Source organism: Citrobacter telavivensis, assembly GCA_009363175.1.
GTDB lineage: Bacteria > Pseudomonadota > Gammaproteobacteria > Enterobacterales > Enterobacteriaceae > Citrobacter_A > Citrobacter_A telavivensis.
In genome coordinates, this window is the sequence record CP045205.1 from 4,454,011 (window position 1) to 4,467,333 (window position 13,323).

Below are 13,323 nucleotides of genomic sequence, written 5' to 3' on the forward strand. Positions count from 1 at the left end.
GGAAGAATACGATGTTCGGAAAATTGACGCTGGATGCAGTGCCGTTCCATGAACCCATTGTCATGGTTACGATCGCTGCCATTATCATCGGTGGTGCGGCCTTACTGGGCCTAATCACTTACTTCGGTAAGTGGACCTACCTGTGGAAAGAGTGGCTGACTTCGGTTGACCACAAACGCCTTGGCATCATGTATGTCATCGTCGCAATCGTCATGTTGATTCGTGGCTTTGCCGACGCCATCATGATGCGTAGCCAGCAGGCGCTGGCTTCTGCAGGTGAAGCGGGCTTCTTGCCACCTCACCATTACGACCAGATCTTCACGGCTCACGGCGTGATCATGATCTTCTTCGTGGCAATGCCGTTCGTTATCGGTCTGATGAACCTGGTGGTTCCGCTGCAGATCGGCGCACGTGACGTTGCGTTCCCATTCCTGAACAACCTGAGCTTCTGGTTCACCGTTGTCGGCGTAATCCTGGTTAACCTGTCTCTGGGCGTAGGTGAATTCGCACAGACCGGTTGGCTGGCGTATCCGCCGCTCTCGGGAATAGAGTACAGTCCCAGCGTCGGGGTCGATTATTGGATATGGGCAGTCCAGCTATCCGGTATTGGTACAACGCTGACCGGTATCAACTTCTTTGTGACCATCATTAAGATGCGTGCGCCAGGAATGACCATGTTCAAGATGCCGGTATTTACCTGGGCATCACTGTGCGCGAACATCCTGATTATCGCTTCTTTCCCAATCCTGACGGTTACCGTCGCGTTGCTGACCCTGGATCGCTATCTGGGTACCCATTTCTTTACCAATGATATGGGCGGCAACATGATGATGTACATCAACCTGATTTGGGCCTGGGGCCATCCGGAAGTGTACATTCTGGTTCTGCCGGTCTTCGGGGTGTTCTCCGAAATCGCGGCAACCTTCTCACGTAAACGTCTGTTTGGTTACACCTCGCTGGTGTGGGCAACCGTGTGTATCACCGTTCTGTCGTTCGTTGTTTGGCTGCACCACTTCTTCACCATGGGTGCAGGCGCTAACGTAAACGCCTTCTTCGGTATTACCACCATGATTATCGCCATCCCGACCGGGGTGAAGATCTTCAACTGGCTGTTCACCATGTATCAGGGCCGTATCGTATTCCACTCAGCAATGCTGTGGACGATTGGCTTTATCGTGACCTTCTCAGTCGGCGGTATGACCGGCGTACTGTTGGCGGTTCCGGGTGCGGACTTCGTACTGCACAACAGTCTGTTCCTGATTGCGCACTTCCATAACGTTATCATCGGCGGCGTCGTATTTGGCTGCTTCGCAGGTATGACCTACTGGTGGCCAAAAGCGTTTGGCTTCACGCTGAACGAAACCTGGGGTAAACGCGCATTCTGGTTCTGGATCATCGGCTTCTTCGTGGCATTTATGCCGCTGTACGTGCTGGGCTTTATGGGTATGACCCGTCGTCTCAGCCAGCAGATTGACCCTCAGTTCCATCCAATGCTGGTCGTTGCCGCCTGCGGTGCCGCGCTGATTGCACTGGGTATCCTGTGCCAGCTGATTCAGATCTACGTCTCTATTCGCGACCGCGAGCAGAACCGTGACCTGACCGGTGACCCATGGGGTGGTCGTACGCTGGAGTGGGCAACCTCTTCTCCACCGCCGTTCTACAACTTTGCCATTGTGCCACACGTTCACGAGCGTGATGCCTTCTGGGAAATGAAAGAAAAAGGTGAAGCGTACAAGCAGCCTGCGCACTATGAAGAAATTCATATGCCGAAGAACAGCGGTGCCGGCATCGTCATTACCGCCTTCGCAACACTGTTTGGTTTCGCCATGATCTGGCATATCTGGTGGCTGGCGATTGCAAGCTTCGCAGGCATGATCATCAGCTGGATTGTGAAAAGCTTTGACGAGGACGTGGACTACTACGTACCAGTCCCGGAAGTCGAAAAACTGGAAAACCAGCATTTCGATGAGATTTCTAAGGCAGGGCTGAAAAATGGCAACTGATACTTTAGCGCACGCGACTGCCCACGCGCACGAACACGGGCACCACGACGCAGGCCAGACCAAAATCTTCGGATTTTGGATCTACCTGATGAGCGACTGCATTCTGTTCTCTATTCTGTTTGCAACCTATGCCGTTCTGGTGAACGGCACCGCAGGTGGCCCGACAGGTAAGGACATTTTTGAACTGCCGTTCGTTCTGGTTGAAACATTCCTGCTGTTGTTCAGCTCCATCACCTACGGCATGGCGGCGATCGCCATGCACAAGAACAACAAAAGCCAGGTGGTTTCCTGGCTGGCGTTGACCTTCTTGTTCGGTGCCGGATTCATCGGGATGGAAATCTATGAATTCCATCACCTGATTGTTAACGGTATGGGTCCGGATCGCAGCGGCTTCCTGTCAGCGTTCTTTGCGCTGGTCGGCACCCACGGTCTGCACGTGACTTCCGGTCTTATCTGGATGGCCGTGCTGATGGTGCAAGTCGCCCGTCGCGGCCTGACCAGCACCAACCGTACCCGCATCATGTGCCTGAGCCTGTTCTGGCACTTCCTGGATGTGGTGTGGATCTGTGTGTTCACTGTTGTTTATCTGATGGGGGCGATGTAATGAGTCATTCTAACGTGAACAGCGGCGCGTCCCATGGCAGCGTAAAAACCTACATGACAGGGTTTATCCTGTCGATCATCCTGACGGTCATTCCGTTCTGGATGGTGATGACGGGTGCTGCCTCTCCGGCCGTAATTCTGGGGACTATCCTGGCAATGGCAGTGGTGCAGATTCTGGTGCATCTGGTGTGCTTCCTGCACATGAATAGCAAATCTGATGAAGGTTGGAACATGACGGCCTTTGTCTTTACCGTGCTGATCATCGCCATCCTGGTTGTCGGTTCCATCTGGATCATGTGGAACCTCAACTACAATATGATGATGCACTAAGAGCGGCGGTTATGATGTTTAAGCAATACCTGCAAGTAACGAAACCAGGCATCATCTTTGGCAACCTGATCTCGGTGATCGGGGGATTCCTGCTGGCCTCGAAGGGCAGCATCGACTATCCCCTGTTCATCTACACGTTGGTCGGAGTGTCACTGGTTGTGGCGTCGGGTTGTGTATTTAACAACTACATCGACAGGGATATCGACAGAAAGATGGAAAGGACCAAAAACCGCGTGCTGGTTAAAGGTCTGATTTCCCCTGCGGTCTCGCTGGTGTACGCCACCCTGCTGGGTATTGCTGGCTTCATGCTGCTGTGGTTTGGCGCGAATCCTCTGGCCTGCTGGCTGGGCGTGATGGGCTTTGTGGTTTATGTGGGCGTTTACAGCCTGTATATGAAGCGCCACTCGGTCTACGGGACGCTGATCGGCTCTCTCTCCGGCGCGGCGCCGCCGGTGATCGGCTACTGCGCGGTAACCGGTGAGTTCGACAGCGGCGCGCTGATTCTGCTGGCGATTTTCAGCCTGTGGCAGATGCCGCACTCTTATGCCATCGCGATTTTCCGCTTTAAGGATTATCAGGCGGCTAACATCCCGGTTCTGCCGGTGGTGAAAGGCATTTCGGTCGCGAAGAACCATATCACGCTGTACATCGTGGCATTTGCTATCGCCACGCTGATGCTAACTCTGGGCGGCTATGCAGGTTATAAATACCTGATTGTTGCTGCGGCGGTGAGCGTCTGGTGGTTGGGCATGGCGCTGCGCGGTTATAAAGTGGAAGATGACAGAGTCTGGGCGCGCAAGCTGTTCGGTTTCTCCATCATCGCCATTACCGCGCTCTCCGTGATGATGTCCGTCGACTTTATGGTCCCGGATTCGCACAATCTGCTGACCTACGTCTGGTAAGTTAATCGTCACATCTTCTATGCCGGATGGCGGCTGACGCCTTATCCGGCCTACAAAAAAGCATATTGCTAGTAGGCCGGATAAGATACGTTAGTATCGTCATCCGGCATTTTCGTCTCTAGCCGACGCCACTCACAACCCCAACATTTGTTAATAAAGCGCATATTTACCCCGCCTGCTTAGCGCTTTACACTAGGCGCGAAATTGAGACAGAGGTGGGAATGAACGATTATAAAATGACGCCGGGTGAGTTGCGCGCCACCTGGGGTTTAGGGACCGTATTTTCTTTGCGCATGCTTGGCATGTTTATGGTCCTGCCGGTTCTGACCACATACGGCATGGCGCTACAGGGTGCCAGCGAAGCCTTAATTGGCCTCGCCATCGGTATCTATGGTCTGGCGCAGGCCATTTTTCAGATCCCTTTTGGGCTACTCTCCGACCGCATCGGTCGCAAACCGCTGATTGTCGGTGGACTTGCCGTGTTTATCCTCGGCAGCATCATTGCCGCGCTGTCGGACTCCATCTGGGGCATTATTCTGGGCCGTGCCTTACAGGGGTCGGGCGCGATTGCCGCCGCGGTGATGGCGCTACTGTCTGACTTAACCCGCGAACAAAACCGCACGAAGGCGATGGCGTTTATTGGCGTGAGCTTTGGCATCACCTTCGCGATAGCGATGGTGCTCGGGCCGATAATCACCCACGCCCTGGGGCTCAACGCCCTCTTCTGGATGATTGCCGTTCTGGCAACGGCAGGGATCGTCCTGACGCTGTGGGTCGTGCCTGACAGTGCCAACCACGTGCTCAATCGCGAATCGGGAATGGTCAAAGGCAGTTTCAGCAAGGTACTGGCGGAACCGAAACTGCTGAAGCTCAACTTCGGCATCATGTGTCTGCACATTTTGCTGATGTCCACCTTCGTTGCCCTGCCCGGCCAACTGGCTGATGCCGGTCTGCCTGCGGCAGAACACTGGAAAGTGTATCTGGTGACCATGCTGATTTCGTTTGGCTCGGTCGTCCCGTTCATTATCTACGCCGAAGTAAAGCGCCGGATGAAACGGGTGTTCCTGTTCTGTGTGGCGCTGATTGTGATTGCCGAGATTGTTCTCTGGGGCGCGGGCGCCCATTTCTGGGAACTGATTATCGGCGTACAACTGTTCTTCCTCGCCTTCAACCTGATGGAAGCGCTCCTCCCGTCGCTAATCAGCAAAGAGTCGCCGGCGGGTTACAAAGGGACGGCCATGGGCGTTTATTCCACCAGCCAGTTCCTCGGCGTCGCGTTGGGGGGATCGCTGGGCGGCTGGGTTGACGGAATGTTTGACGGGCAAACCGTTTTTCTTGCCGGCGCGTTTTTAGCCGTTGTCTGGCTCGCCGTCGCCAGCACCATGAAAGAACCGCCCTATGTCAGCAGCCTGCGAGTGGTCATTCCGCCGGAGATTGCGGCCGATGACGTGCTGAAACAGCGTTTGCTGGCAACAAAAGGCGTCAGTGAAGTGTTGATTGCACAACAGGAACATTCCGCTTACGTGAAGATCGACAGCAAACTGACCAACCGCTTTGAGGTTGAGCAGGCCATCAGTCAGGCGTAAAGGCGTAAAAAGGAAAACGGTCCGGAAAACCGGACCGTGAAAGATTAATCGCGGAAGTTTTTAAACTGGAACGGCTGCCCCAAATCGCCACCGCGTACCAGCGCCATTACGGACTGGAGGTCATCACGGGATTTCCCGGTCACGCGAATCTCTTCGCCCTGAATCTGTGCCTGCACCTTCAGCTTGCTGTCTTTAATCAGCTTAACAATTTTCTTCTGAACCGCACTCTCAATGCCCTGCTTCAGTTTCGCTTCCACAAACCAGGTTTTCCCGCTGTGAACGAACTCTTCTGGCACATCGAGTGACGTCCCTTCAATGCCACGTTTAAGCAGCTTGGCACGCAGAATGTCCAGCAACTGGTTGACCTGGAAATCGGATTCGCTCAGCACTTTGATCGTTTTATTGGCATCGTTGAGCTCAAATGTCGCTTCAACGCCGCGAAAATCAAAGCGTGACTCAACTTCACGAATGGCATTATCTACGCCATTACGCGCTTCCTGAAGATCAACTTCAGAAACAATATCGAAAGATGGCATCTTTTCCTCTCCCTTCATTTTTGATGCGAAGCATAATACCTGCAAAGTCTCTCAACAGACAGCGCTATACTATGTTAGCAAACACCTGGTGCTGTTGCGGGTGAGGAGGAAGAATGAAAATTACCGTACTGGGGTGCGGAGCCTTAGGGCAATTATGGCTTTCAGCACTGTGCAAACAGGGACATGACGTACAGGGTTGGCTACGCGTGCCGCAACCCTATTGCAGTGTGAATGTGATTGAGACGGATGGATCGATATTTAACGAATCCCTGACGGCAAACGATCCGGAGTTTTTAGCCACCAGCGATCTGCTGCTGGTAACGCTGAAAGCGTGGCAGGTTTCCGACGCGGTCAAAGCGCTGGCGTCGACGCTGCCGGAAACAACCCCGATCCTGTTGATTCATAACGGTATGGGAACGATTGAAGAACTGCGAAATATCCACCAACCGCTGTTGATGGGGACAACCACCCACGCCGCACGTCGTGATGGCAACGTCATTATCCATGTTGCGAACGGCACCACGCGCATTGGCCCGGCGCGCGAGCAGGATGGCGATTTCAGCTACCTTGCCGATCTCTTGCAATGCGTACTGCCCGACGTCGCCTGGCATAACAACATTCGCGCCGAAATGTGGCGCAAGCTGGCGGTGAACTGCGTGATCAATCCCCTGACCGCGCTGTGGAACTGCCCGAATGGCGAATTGCGTAACCATCCTGACGAGGTGAATCTGATTTGCCAGGAAGTTGCGGCGGTCATTGAGCGCGAAGGTCACCATACATCGGTCGACGATTTACGTTATTATGTTGAGCAAGTCATTGACAGTACGGCGGAAAATATCTCATCCATGTTGCAGGACATTCAGGCTCTGCGTCATACCGAGATAGACTACATTACCGGATACCTGCTGAAACGCGCCCGTGCCCACGGGATTGCGGTGCCGGAAAACAGCCGTCTGTTTGAGTTAGTAAAGCGAAAGGAGAGTGAGTATGAGCGCTCAGGCACTGGTATGCCTCGCCCCTGGTAGTGAAGAGACCGAAGCGGTCACCACTATCGATCTGCTGGTTCGTGGCGGAATTAACGTAACCACCGCGAGCGTTGCCAGCGACGGCAGTCTGACTATCGTCTGCTCGCGCGGTGTAAAACTGTTGGCGGATGCGCCGCTGGTTGCCGTGGCCGATGGTGATTACGACATCATCATCTTGCCGGGCGGTATTAAAGGCGCCGAGTGTTTTCGCGACAGCACGCTGCTGGTCGAAACCGTTAAGCAGTTTCACCGTTCCGGACGGATTGTCGCTGCCATTTGCGCGGCTGCCGCCACCGTACTCGTTCCGCACAACATTTTCCCGATCGGCAACATGACGGGCTTTCCGGCGCTGAAAGACAAAATTCCCGCTGAACAGTGGCAGGATAAACGCGTGGTATGGGACCCGCGTGTGAAGTTGCTCACCAGTCAGGCCCCGGGCACCTCAATCGATTTTGGTTTAAAGATTATCGACCTGTTGGTTGGGCGCGAGAAAGCCCATGAAGTTGCGTCGCAACTGGTGATGGCGGCAGGCATTTATAACTACTACGAGTAATTTCAAGGCCACTCCAGCGGCCGACTTAATCTTAATAAAGGAATAACAGATGAAGGGATGTCTGACCGGAGTGGCGTTATGGTTATTTTCTGGCTGTGTGATGGGGACGCAGTTAGACATTAAGAACCTTAGCTTCAACTATCCTGAGAGCACGGAAATTCAGTATCGTCTCCCCTGGTTTACCTCAGCGGATAACCCACAAGCCGCAAAACGCATCAACGATTTTATCTTCTCCCGTTTTCTGAACCAGTTGCCGGGTAACGATCCGCAGGCCACGTTGAATAAACTGGCAAAAAGCGGCATTGATGCCACCGCCAATCTGGACTACTCCGTCGAATACCGTGACAGCAAAATACTGACATTAAACCTTTTTGTGGAAGGCTGCGGCGCCTATTGCGAGTCTTACAATGTTCCACTGAGCTTCGATTTAGCGAGCGGCGCGAATATCACCCTCGACGATCTGTTTTCCCCGGCCACCATTGCCCAGTTAAACACCCGCGTCAGAAAAGATATTCGCTCCCAGATAACCACCTTTGTTGATAAGCATAAGTCCGAGTCGTCAGAGCAAATCAAAGCGGAAAAAGGTGAAGATTTTAATTACGAAGAGTTCTATGCCTCATGCGCGACGTATGAGGGCGGGCTGTACTATGTTGATAATTTCTCGCTTCAGAAAGGCGATCTCGTCTTCATTAATGGACGTTGCAGCAACCATGCAAGCCGCGCACTGGATGAGCTCGGTGATTTCACGACGAAAATCACCGCCGCAACGTTACACGACCAACTCACTCCCTACGGGAAGTCACTGATTTCCCCTAACAGCGAAAAGCCCCTCTCCCCTGCCCCCTCGCTTAACGGCAAGTTAGTCTACGGCACGTTGGGGAAAAGTATGCGCATCGTGATGAATATCACCTGTAATGAAGCATCGGCCAGCGGAGCCTACTTTTATGAAAAATACGGCTCACCTATCGAACTTACCGGTAAATGCGGCACGGAGAATCACCCGCACTATGAGTTGAGAACGAGCGTTTCTGCTGAAACCGAAGAGAAGATCACGCTGGATTTAAACGATGGCGTCTATCAGGGTGTCTGGGAATCGAACGGGAAAACGCTCCCCATTCGCTTTGAATAACAGTGTCAGATTGCCGGATGGCGGCGTAGTACTTCGTCATCCGGCCTGCAAAACACGGGGTTTGAAGAGGGAAAAACATACCCGCTTAGAACCATGGCGCTCCGCTCATGACATTACTGTAAAACAGCATTCTGCCCGCCAGTTCTCCCGTGATGATTAATATCACCCATACCCAACTGCGCATCCCGCTGTTCAGACGCGATATCCCCCACACCGCGACGCACACGCTGGCGAACAGTTGCCACCAGAGCAGAGGACTGGAAGCATCGGCACCCGAGACCTGATAGCGGAGAACCAGCGCACCGGCGCTCAACGCAATACCCACCACAATGCCCGCGTTACAGATCGTTGAGGATGGCAGATGCCAGCAAGCTCTGGCGACGGCGACGCTCATAAATCCCGTCAGAAACGCCGTACCCAGAAAAGCGACAGGCGTCGCGACGTTGTGCCAGAGCGGGTGTAGCGGCATCTGGTAATACACCTGAGATGTCACCAGAATGGTGCCCAGCCCCACCAGCGCCGTTACCCCACCCAGCAGTATCACCCCGCGCTGTACGGGTTTGAACCGACACAACAATAGCCAACAAAACATCACGCCATTAAGCACGATAAACGCGACCACTTCCCGGCTGAGCCAGGAGTTCCCCAGCCCGGCAAGGGAGCGGTAAGCGCCTTCAGGCGATCCCAGATGCGCCAGCGACGCACAAGAGCCCAGCACGGTGATGACCCAGAACCGCAGCGCCAGCATACGGTACTGCACGGCACTGAACTTCCGCTTACGACCAGACTGACACACGGTAAGCGCCAGCACGCCGCCAATACCCCACTGGGCGAAGACGGTAAAGAAGACCAATGGCAATTCATAGTGTTCCATTTCGTTCCCCTCAATCCCTCGGCGGAATAATGACAATATTAGGCTGGCTGATCGTGTGATCGGGCAGGTTGTAGCGTTTTTCCAGCACCGCCCACTGCGTCGTATGTTCCTGACGCAGCTCAGCTATCTCGCCAAAACGTAATACGCCTGCCGGACAGGACTCCACGCAGCGCGGCTGTAATCCTTCATCAAGACGTTCAGCACACAGATTGCACTTACTGGTTTTCCCCTCGGCGGGATCGTACACCGGGGCGCTCCACGGACAGGCCATGATGCACATCCGACAGCCAATGCAGCGATCGTGATCCTGAACGACGATGCCGTCCGCGCGTTTGCTATACGTTCCCGCCGGGCAGACTTTCATGCACTGCGGGTCATCACAATGGTTGCACGACATGCTGATGAAGGCCTGCGTGTTGGGTTCATCCGTATGACGTTCGCGTACCCGACGCCAGAGCACGCCCGTCGGCGTCATGTTTTCTGATTTGCAGGCCATGCTACAGGTTTTGCAGCCATAGCAATTTTGCATATCAATAAGAAATCCATACTGTTTCATCGTGATTAAGCCTCCCTTCTCACATCCACCAGCGTACTGTTACAGCAGTGTCCATTCCCCAGCACCTCCACCTGATCGTTAGTGACATGGCTGCTGCTTCCTCCCTGCTGTTCCCACCAGCCGTTATCCAGACTCACCACCCCGCGTTTAATATGGGTAGTCACGTCGGCAATCGCCCGATGCTGGCCGCGATGATTGAACACCACGACCCATTCTCCTGGCTGAATCTGTCGCTGGCGGGCATCTTCCGGGTGGATCATCACGTTCGGACGGTTACGCTGAACCTCAAGGATCCATTCGTTCATGCCATGGCTGGAGTGCACGCTGCGTGCCAGTTTGCGCTGCACCGCCATTAACGGATAGGTCTGCGCCAGTTCAGGCGAGCCTTTGACCGACTCTTTCACCTGCTTCCAGGTCACCACCGGCAGGAACGCTTTTTTGCTCCACTCCTCGATATACAGGTGCGCTTTGCCGGTCGACGTGAGGAACTTACCGTCTTTAAACGGGATCCAGTCATCCTCGACAGGACATACCGGCCCCTTTTTCAGCATGTCGCGGGTGATGCCTGAACCTTTCAGACAGGTGTCAATATAGTGCTCAATCGGCTGATTAAAGACCTCGCCAAAACCAAAGCGCTCGGCCAGACGGGCAAAAATCCAGTAATCGGGTTTGGCTTCTCCCGGCGGTTCCACCGCTTTTTCCATCAGTTGCACATAGTGGCTGCGCACGCCCGCCATAAGGCTGACATCCTCAAAAATGGTCGTGACGGGAAGCACCAGATCGGCATACAGCGCGGACGAGCTCATCAGGTTGTCAGCAACCACCACAAAGGGCACTTTTTTAAAAGCCTCTCTGACCTGGTTGGTATTGGGCAACTGGGTCATCGCGCCCAGCGTCATGTTCCACCAGAACTTAATGGAATGCGGTTTTTCGTGAGCGACCCAGTCGCCGATTTTGGCAATCGGAATGGGTGGGATTTTGGCAACATTCGGCGCGGGAGGAACAATGGGCGAGAATTTTGCCATCTGTCTGACGCCGCCAGCATCGCAAACGCCAGCCCCGGCTTTGCCGATATTGCCGGTGATCAGTGCCTGATAGAACTGGCTCGCGGCAACGTAAGTACCAAACTCGGTTCTCTGTGCCCCGGACATGTTCTGCACAATCATCGCCGGTTGTGTTGAGGCGTAATCTCGCGCCAGACGCAGCACCGTCTGCGCGGGCACGTCGGTCTCTTCCTCCACCTTCTGCGCCGTCCAGGGTTTTGCCTGCGCCCAGACGTTATCCAGCACGGTGGTGAACTCGCTGTTGGCGGGCAACTCATCACCGAGCAGTGCCGGCATCACGCCGGGGGCATCATGCCGTTTCAGGGTCTGGCTTTGGGTATCAAACACCAGGTAACTGTCCGCGTCCTTAGGATCGGCCCGCATCAGTTGCTGCTGTGAATCCACCAGGTAGACCGCCCCGGTATGCGCCCGCAGGAAATCGGCGTCATAGCGTTTTTCCTGCATGATAATGTTGATCATCCCTAGCGCCAGGGCAATGTCGGTGCCGGGTACGATCGGCACCCACTCGTCGGCTTTGGCCGCCGTTTCGTTAAACCGCGGGTCAATCACCACCAGTCGTGCGCCGTTTCTCTGCGCCTGCGAATAGTTTTTAAAATAGGCATGCATAGTGACTGCCGGATTATTCCCCCAGCAGAGGATGTAGCGACTGTCCGCAATGGTGTCGCGGGTATCGGCATAGCGCAGGCCAACCATCGGCATCATAGCAGCGGTCACCGCCGCGCAGCATAGCGAACCTGCGGTTTTGGTACTGCCGCCGAGATAATCGAAGAAGGCTTTGCCCATATCATTCTTGATGGAGTCCATGTTCCCCGACGCAGCGGTGAGCAGTAAGCCTTTATTGCCCTCAGTGGCAATGGTTTCCCGGATGTTCTTTTCAATGAGATCGAGTGCTGCGTCCCAACTAATCGGCTGAAATTTCCCCTCGCCTTTTTCCCCTATGCGCAGCAGCGGTTGCGTCAGGCGTAACGGGTGATAGACCCATTTGGTGCGGCTAATTCCCCGCAAACAGCACTTCACATTGAAGCCCTTCGTCGCTTCAATTTTCATTAAGCGGTCTTTCCAGACGTACGCCGTCAGGTTGCAGTGCAGACACTCCATTGCGCAGGTCGAGCGAAACGTCTGGTAATCCGTTTGCTTAAGACGAACCCGTGGCAACGGTGAACCGTTGGCCTGGCGGAGCGTCAGAAACGTTGGCAGCAGTGACGACAGCCCCACTACGCCGAGCCCTTTTAGCAGGGTTCTTCTTTTTAAATGAATATTGCTCAATGCGTCCATGTTCTTGCCTCTAAAAAAGTTCATTATTAGTTAACCCAGGTTCACCAGTAATTAACTTGAGAGAGGTCAAGATCGCCCCATTTAGGCGTAACGGTCATTTTGAATTGCGAAGACAGTCAGGATTTCTGCCGCAATGGTATAATCGTGGAGAATTATTCAAGAGAACGCATATGGCTGAAACATCACAAGGGGTCAATTCGGTTGATATCGCCGTCAACATTCTGACGTTTGTTGCCAGTCAAAATGGTCAGGCGCGGGCCATCGATATCGCCACGGGATGCAACCTGTCCAAGAGTCGTTTACACAAGTATCTGGTCTCACTGTGTCGAACCGGCATGCTGGGGCAAAACGAAAAAGGACTCTACTGTCTTGGATCGACCCTTTTGCAGATAGCGGGCAATCCAACGGCTGCGCGCGATCCGGTCAGTGAACTCAATGCGGTGCTGATCGCCTTTCGCGATACCTTTAACCATTCCACCGGCGTCGTGGTTGCGACGGACGGCAGACTAGTGCTGAAGCACTACAATCGCAGCTTCCGGAATGTGGATATCGATTTTCTGCCCAATACCCCCGTTCCGCTTCACGCCAGTTCGGCAGGCCAGGTGTTCATGAGTTTTTCCGGCTACCAGCCGCAGAATCAGGCGCAGGAACAACTGATTGCACAGATACAGTCTCAGGGCTATGCGGTGCGCCACAATCCGACGCAAGGGATCCCAGGCGCACAGTCGATTGCCTGTCCACTACGCAATGAAAAAGGAGATCTGGTGGCGATTGCCGTGACGATGGGGTTCTTCAGTACAGACGTCATCCCGCAGATTGCCGGGCAGTTAGTGAGAAGCGTCGCGGCGCTTCATCCACAGGAGTAAGTTTCCCCCAGCGCGGATGGC

At 54.1% G+C, this 13,323-nt stretch carries 13 protein-coding genes; 9 read left to right on the forward strand and 4 right to left on the reverse strand.

The window, feature by feature from the left end; genetic code table 11:
• The first annotated feature begins 11 nt into the window (after positions 1–11).
• The 5 genes from GBC03_23770 (at position 12) to GBC03_23790 (ending at position 5,424) form a co-directional block, all read left to right on the forward strand.
• Positions 12–2,003, forward strand: coding sequence for a cytochrome o ubiquinol oxidase subunit I (locus tag GBC03_23770; GenBank protein QFS73002.1), 1,992 nt, complete (start codon positions 12–14; stop codon positions 2,001–2,003).
• Complete coding sequence (locus GBC03_23775) at positions 1,993–2,607, forward strand: cytochrome o ubiquinol oxidase subunit III (protein ID QFS73003.1); 615 nt, start codon at positions 1,993–1,995, stop codon at positions 2,605–2,607. The genes GBC03_23770 and GBC03_23775 overlap by 11 nt, the downstream gene beginning before the upstream one ends.
• A complete protein-coding gene (locus tag GBC03_23780; protein QFS73004.1) occupies positions 2,607–2,936 on the forward strand; it encodes a cytochrome o ubiquinol oxidase subunit IV in 330 nt (109 codons plus the stop codon). The genes GBC03_23775 and GBC03_23780 overlap by 1 nt, the downstream gene beginning before the upstream one ends.
• A gap of 11 nt (positions 2,937–2,947) precedes the next feature.
• Positions 2,948–3,838, forward strand: coding sequence for a protoheme IX farnesyltransferase (gene cyoE, locus GBC03_23785; protein QFS73005.1), 891 nt, complete (start codon positions 2,948–2,950; stop codon positions 3,836–3,838).
• Positions 3,839–4,059: 221 nt separating this feature from the next.
• Positions 4,060–5,424: an MFS transporter gene (locus GBC03_23790; protein ID QFS73006.1), complete on the forward strand. Its 1,365-nt coding sequence runs from the start codon at positions 4,060–4,062 to the stop codon at positions 5,422–5,424.
• 44 nt (positions 5,425–5,468) lie between these two features.
• On the opposite strand, the gene GBC03_23795 is transcribed toward GBC03_23790, so the two are convergent.
• Complete coding sequence (locus GBC03_23795) at positions 5,469–5,960, reverse strand: YajQ family cyclic di-GMP-binding protein (protein QFS73007.1); 492 nt, start codon at positions 5,958–5,960, stop codon at positions 5,469–5,471.
• A 113-nt stretch (positions 5,961–6,073) separates the two neighbouring features.
• Between GBC03_23795 and panE the strand changes: the two genes are divergently transcribed.
• Genes panE through GBC03_23810 form a run of 3 tightly spaced genes read left to right on the forward strand, consistent with a single transcriptional unit; the run spans position 6,074 to position 8,667 of the window.
• Positions 6,074–6,985 carry a 2-dehydropantoate 2-reductase gene (gene panE / locus GBC03_23800; protein ID QFS73008.1) on the forward strand — a complete coding sequence of 304 codons (912 nt, stop codon included), beginning with the start codon at positions 6,074–6,076 and terminating at the stop codon, positions 6,983–6,985.
• Positions 6,948–7,538 (forward strand): protein deglycase YajL, encoded by a 591-nt coding sequence (gene yajL / locus GBC03_23805; GenBank protein ID QFS73009.1) that lies wholly within the window; start codon positions 6,948–6,950, stop codon positions 7,536–7,538. The genes panE and yajL overlap by 38 nt, the downstream gene beginning before the upstream one ends.
• A gap of 49 nt (positions 7,539–7,587) precedes the next feature.
• Positions 7,588–8,667 (forward strand): hypothetical protein, encoded by a 1,080-nt coding sequence (locus GBC03_23810; protein QFS73010.1) that lies wholly within the window; start codon positions 7,588–7,590, stop codon positions 8,665–8,667.
• 85 nt (positions 8,668–8,752) lie between these two features.
• On the opposite strand, the gene GBC03_23815 is transcribed toward GBC03_23810, so the two are convergent.
• The 3 genes from GBC03_23815 to GBC03_23825 are packed head-to-tail and all read right to left on the reverse strand — an operon-like array spanning position 8,753 to position 12,436.
• Positions 8,753–9,541 (reverse strand): dimethyl sulfoxide reductase, encoded by a 789-nt coding sequence (locus GBC03_23815; protein QFS73011.1) that lies wholly within the window; start codon positions 9,539–9,541, stop codon positions 8,753–8,755.
• Positions 9,542–9,551: 10 nt separating this feature from the next.
• Entirely contained in the window at positions 9,552–10,070 is a 519-nt protein-coding gene (locus tag GBC03_23820) for a 4Fe-4S dicluster domain-containing protein (GenBank protein ID QFS74114.1), read from the reverse strand.
• Between the two features lie 32 nt (positions 10,071–10,102).
• On the reverse strand, positions 10,103–12,436 hold the full coding sequence (locus GBC03_23825; GenBank protein ID QFS73012.1) for a molybdopterin-dependent oxidoreductase: 2,334 nt from the start codon (positions 12,434–12,436) through the stop codon (positions 10,103–10,105).
• A gap of 170 nt (positions 12,437–12,606) precedes the next feature.
• On the opposite strand from GBC03_23825, the gene GBC03_23830 reads away from it, so the two are divergent.
• Positions 12,607–13,302, forward strand: a complete 696-nt coding sequence (locus GBC03_23830; GenBank protein ID QFS73013.1) for a helix-turn-helix domain-containing protein — start codon at positions 12,607–12,609, stop codon at positions 13,300–13,302.
• Positions 13,303–13,323 lie beyond the last annotated feature (21 nt).

What these genes read in the sequence shown, in the direction of transcription:
- GBC03_23790 (QFS73006.1), top strand. Translation starts at nt 4,060, where the DNA reads ATGAACGATTATAAAATGACGCCGGGTGAGTTGCGCGCCACCTGGGGT.
- panE (QFS73008.1), top strand. Translation starts at nt 6,074, where the DNA reads ATGAAAATTACCGTACTGGGGTGCGGAGCCTTAGGGCAATTATGGCTT.
- GBC03_23810 (QFS73010.1), top strand. Translation starts at nt 7,588, where the DNA reads ATGAAGGGATGTCTGACCGGAGTGGCGTTATGGTTATTTTCTGGCTGT.
- GBC03_23780 (QFS73004.1), top strand. Translation starts at nt 2,607, where the DNA reads ATGAGTCATTCTAACGTGAACAGCGGCGCGTCCCATGGCAGCGTAAAA.
- GBC03_23825 (QFS73012.1), bottom strand. Translation starts at nt 12,436, where the DNA reads ATGGACGCATTGAGCAATATTCATTTAAAAAGAAGAACCCTGCTAAAA.
- GBC03_23795 (QFS73007.1), bottom strand. Translation starts at nt 5,960, where the DNA reads ATGCCATCTTTCGATATTGTTTCTGAAGTTGATCTTCAGGAAGCGCGT.
- GBC03_23815 (QFS73011.1), bottom strand. Translation starts at nt 9,541, where the DNA reads ATGGAACACTATGAATTGCCATTGGTCTTCTTTACCGTCTTCGCCCAG.
- cyoE (QFS73005.1), top strand. Translation starts at nt 2,948, where the DNA reads ATGATGTTTAAGCAATACCTGCAAGTAACGAAACCAGGCATCATCTTT.
- GBC03_23830 (QFS73013.1), top strand. Translation starts at nt 12,607, where the DNA reads ATGGCTGAAACATCACAAGGGGTCAATTCGGTTGATATCGCCGTCAAC.
- yajL (QFS73009.1), top strand. Translation starts at nt 6,948, where the DNA reads ATGAGCGCTCAGGCACTGGTATGCCTCGCCCCTGGTAGTGAAGAGACC.
- GBC03_23770 (QFS73002.1), top strand. Translation starts at nt 12, where the DNA reads ATGTTCGGAAAATTGACGCTGGATGCAGTGCCGTTCCATGAACCCATT.
- GBC03_23820 (QFS74114.1), bottom strand. Translation starts at nt 10,070, where the DNA reads ATGCAAAATTGCTATGGCTGCAAAACCTGTAGCATGGCCTGCAAATCA.
- GBC03_23775 (QFS73003.1), top strand. Translation starts at nt 1,993, where the DNA reads ATGGCAACTGATACTTTAGCGCACGCGACTGCCCACGCGCACGAACAC.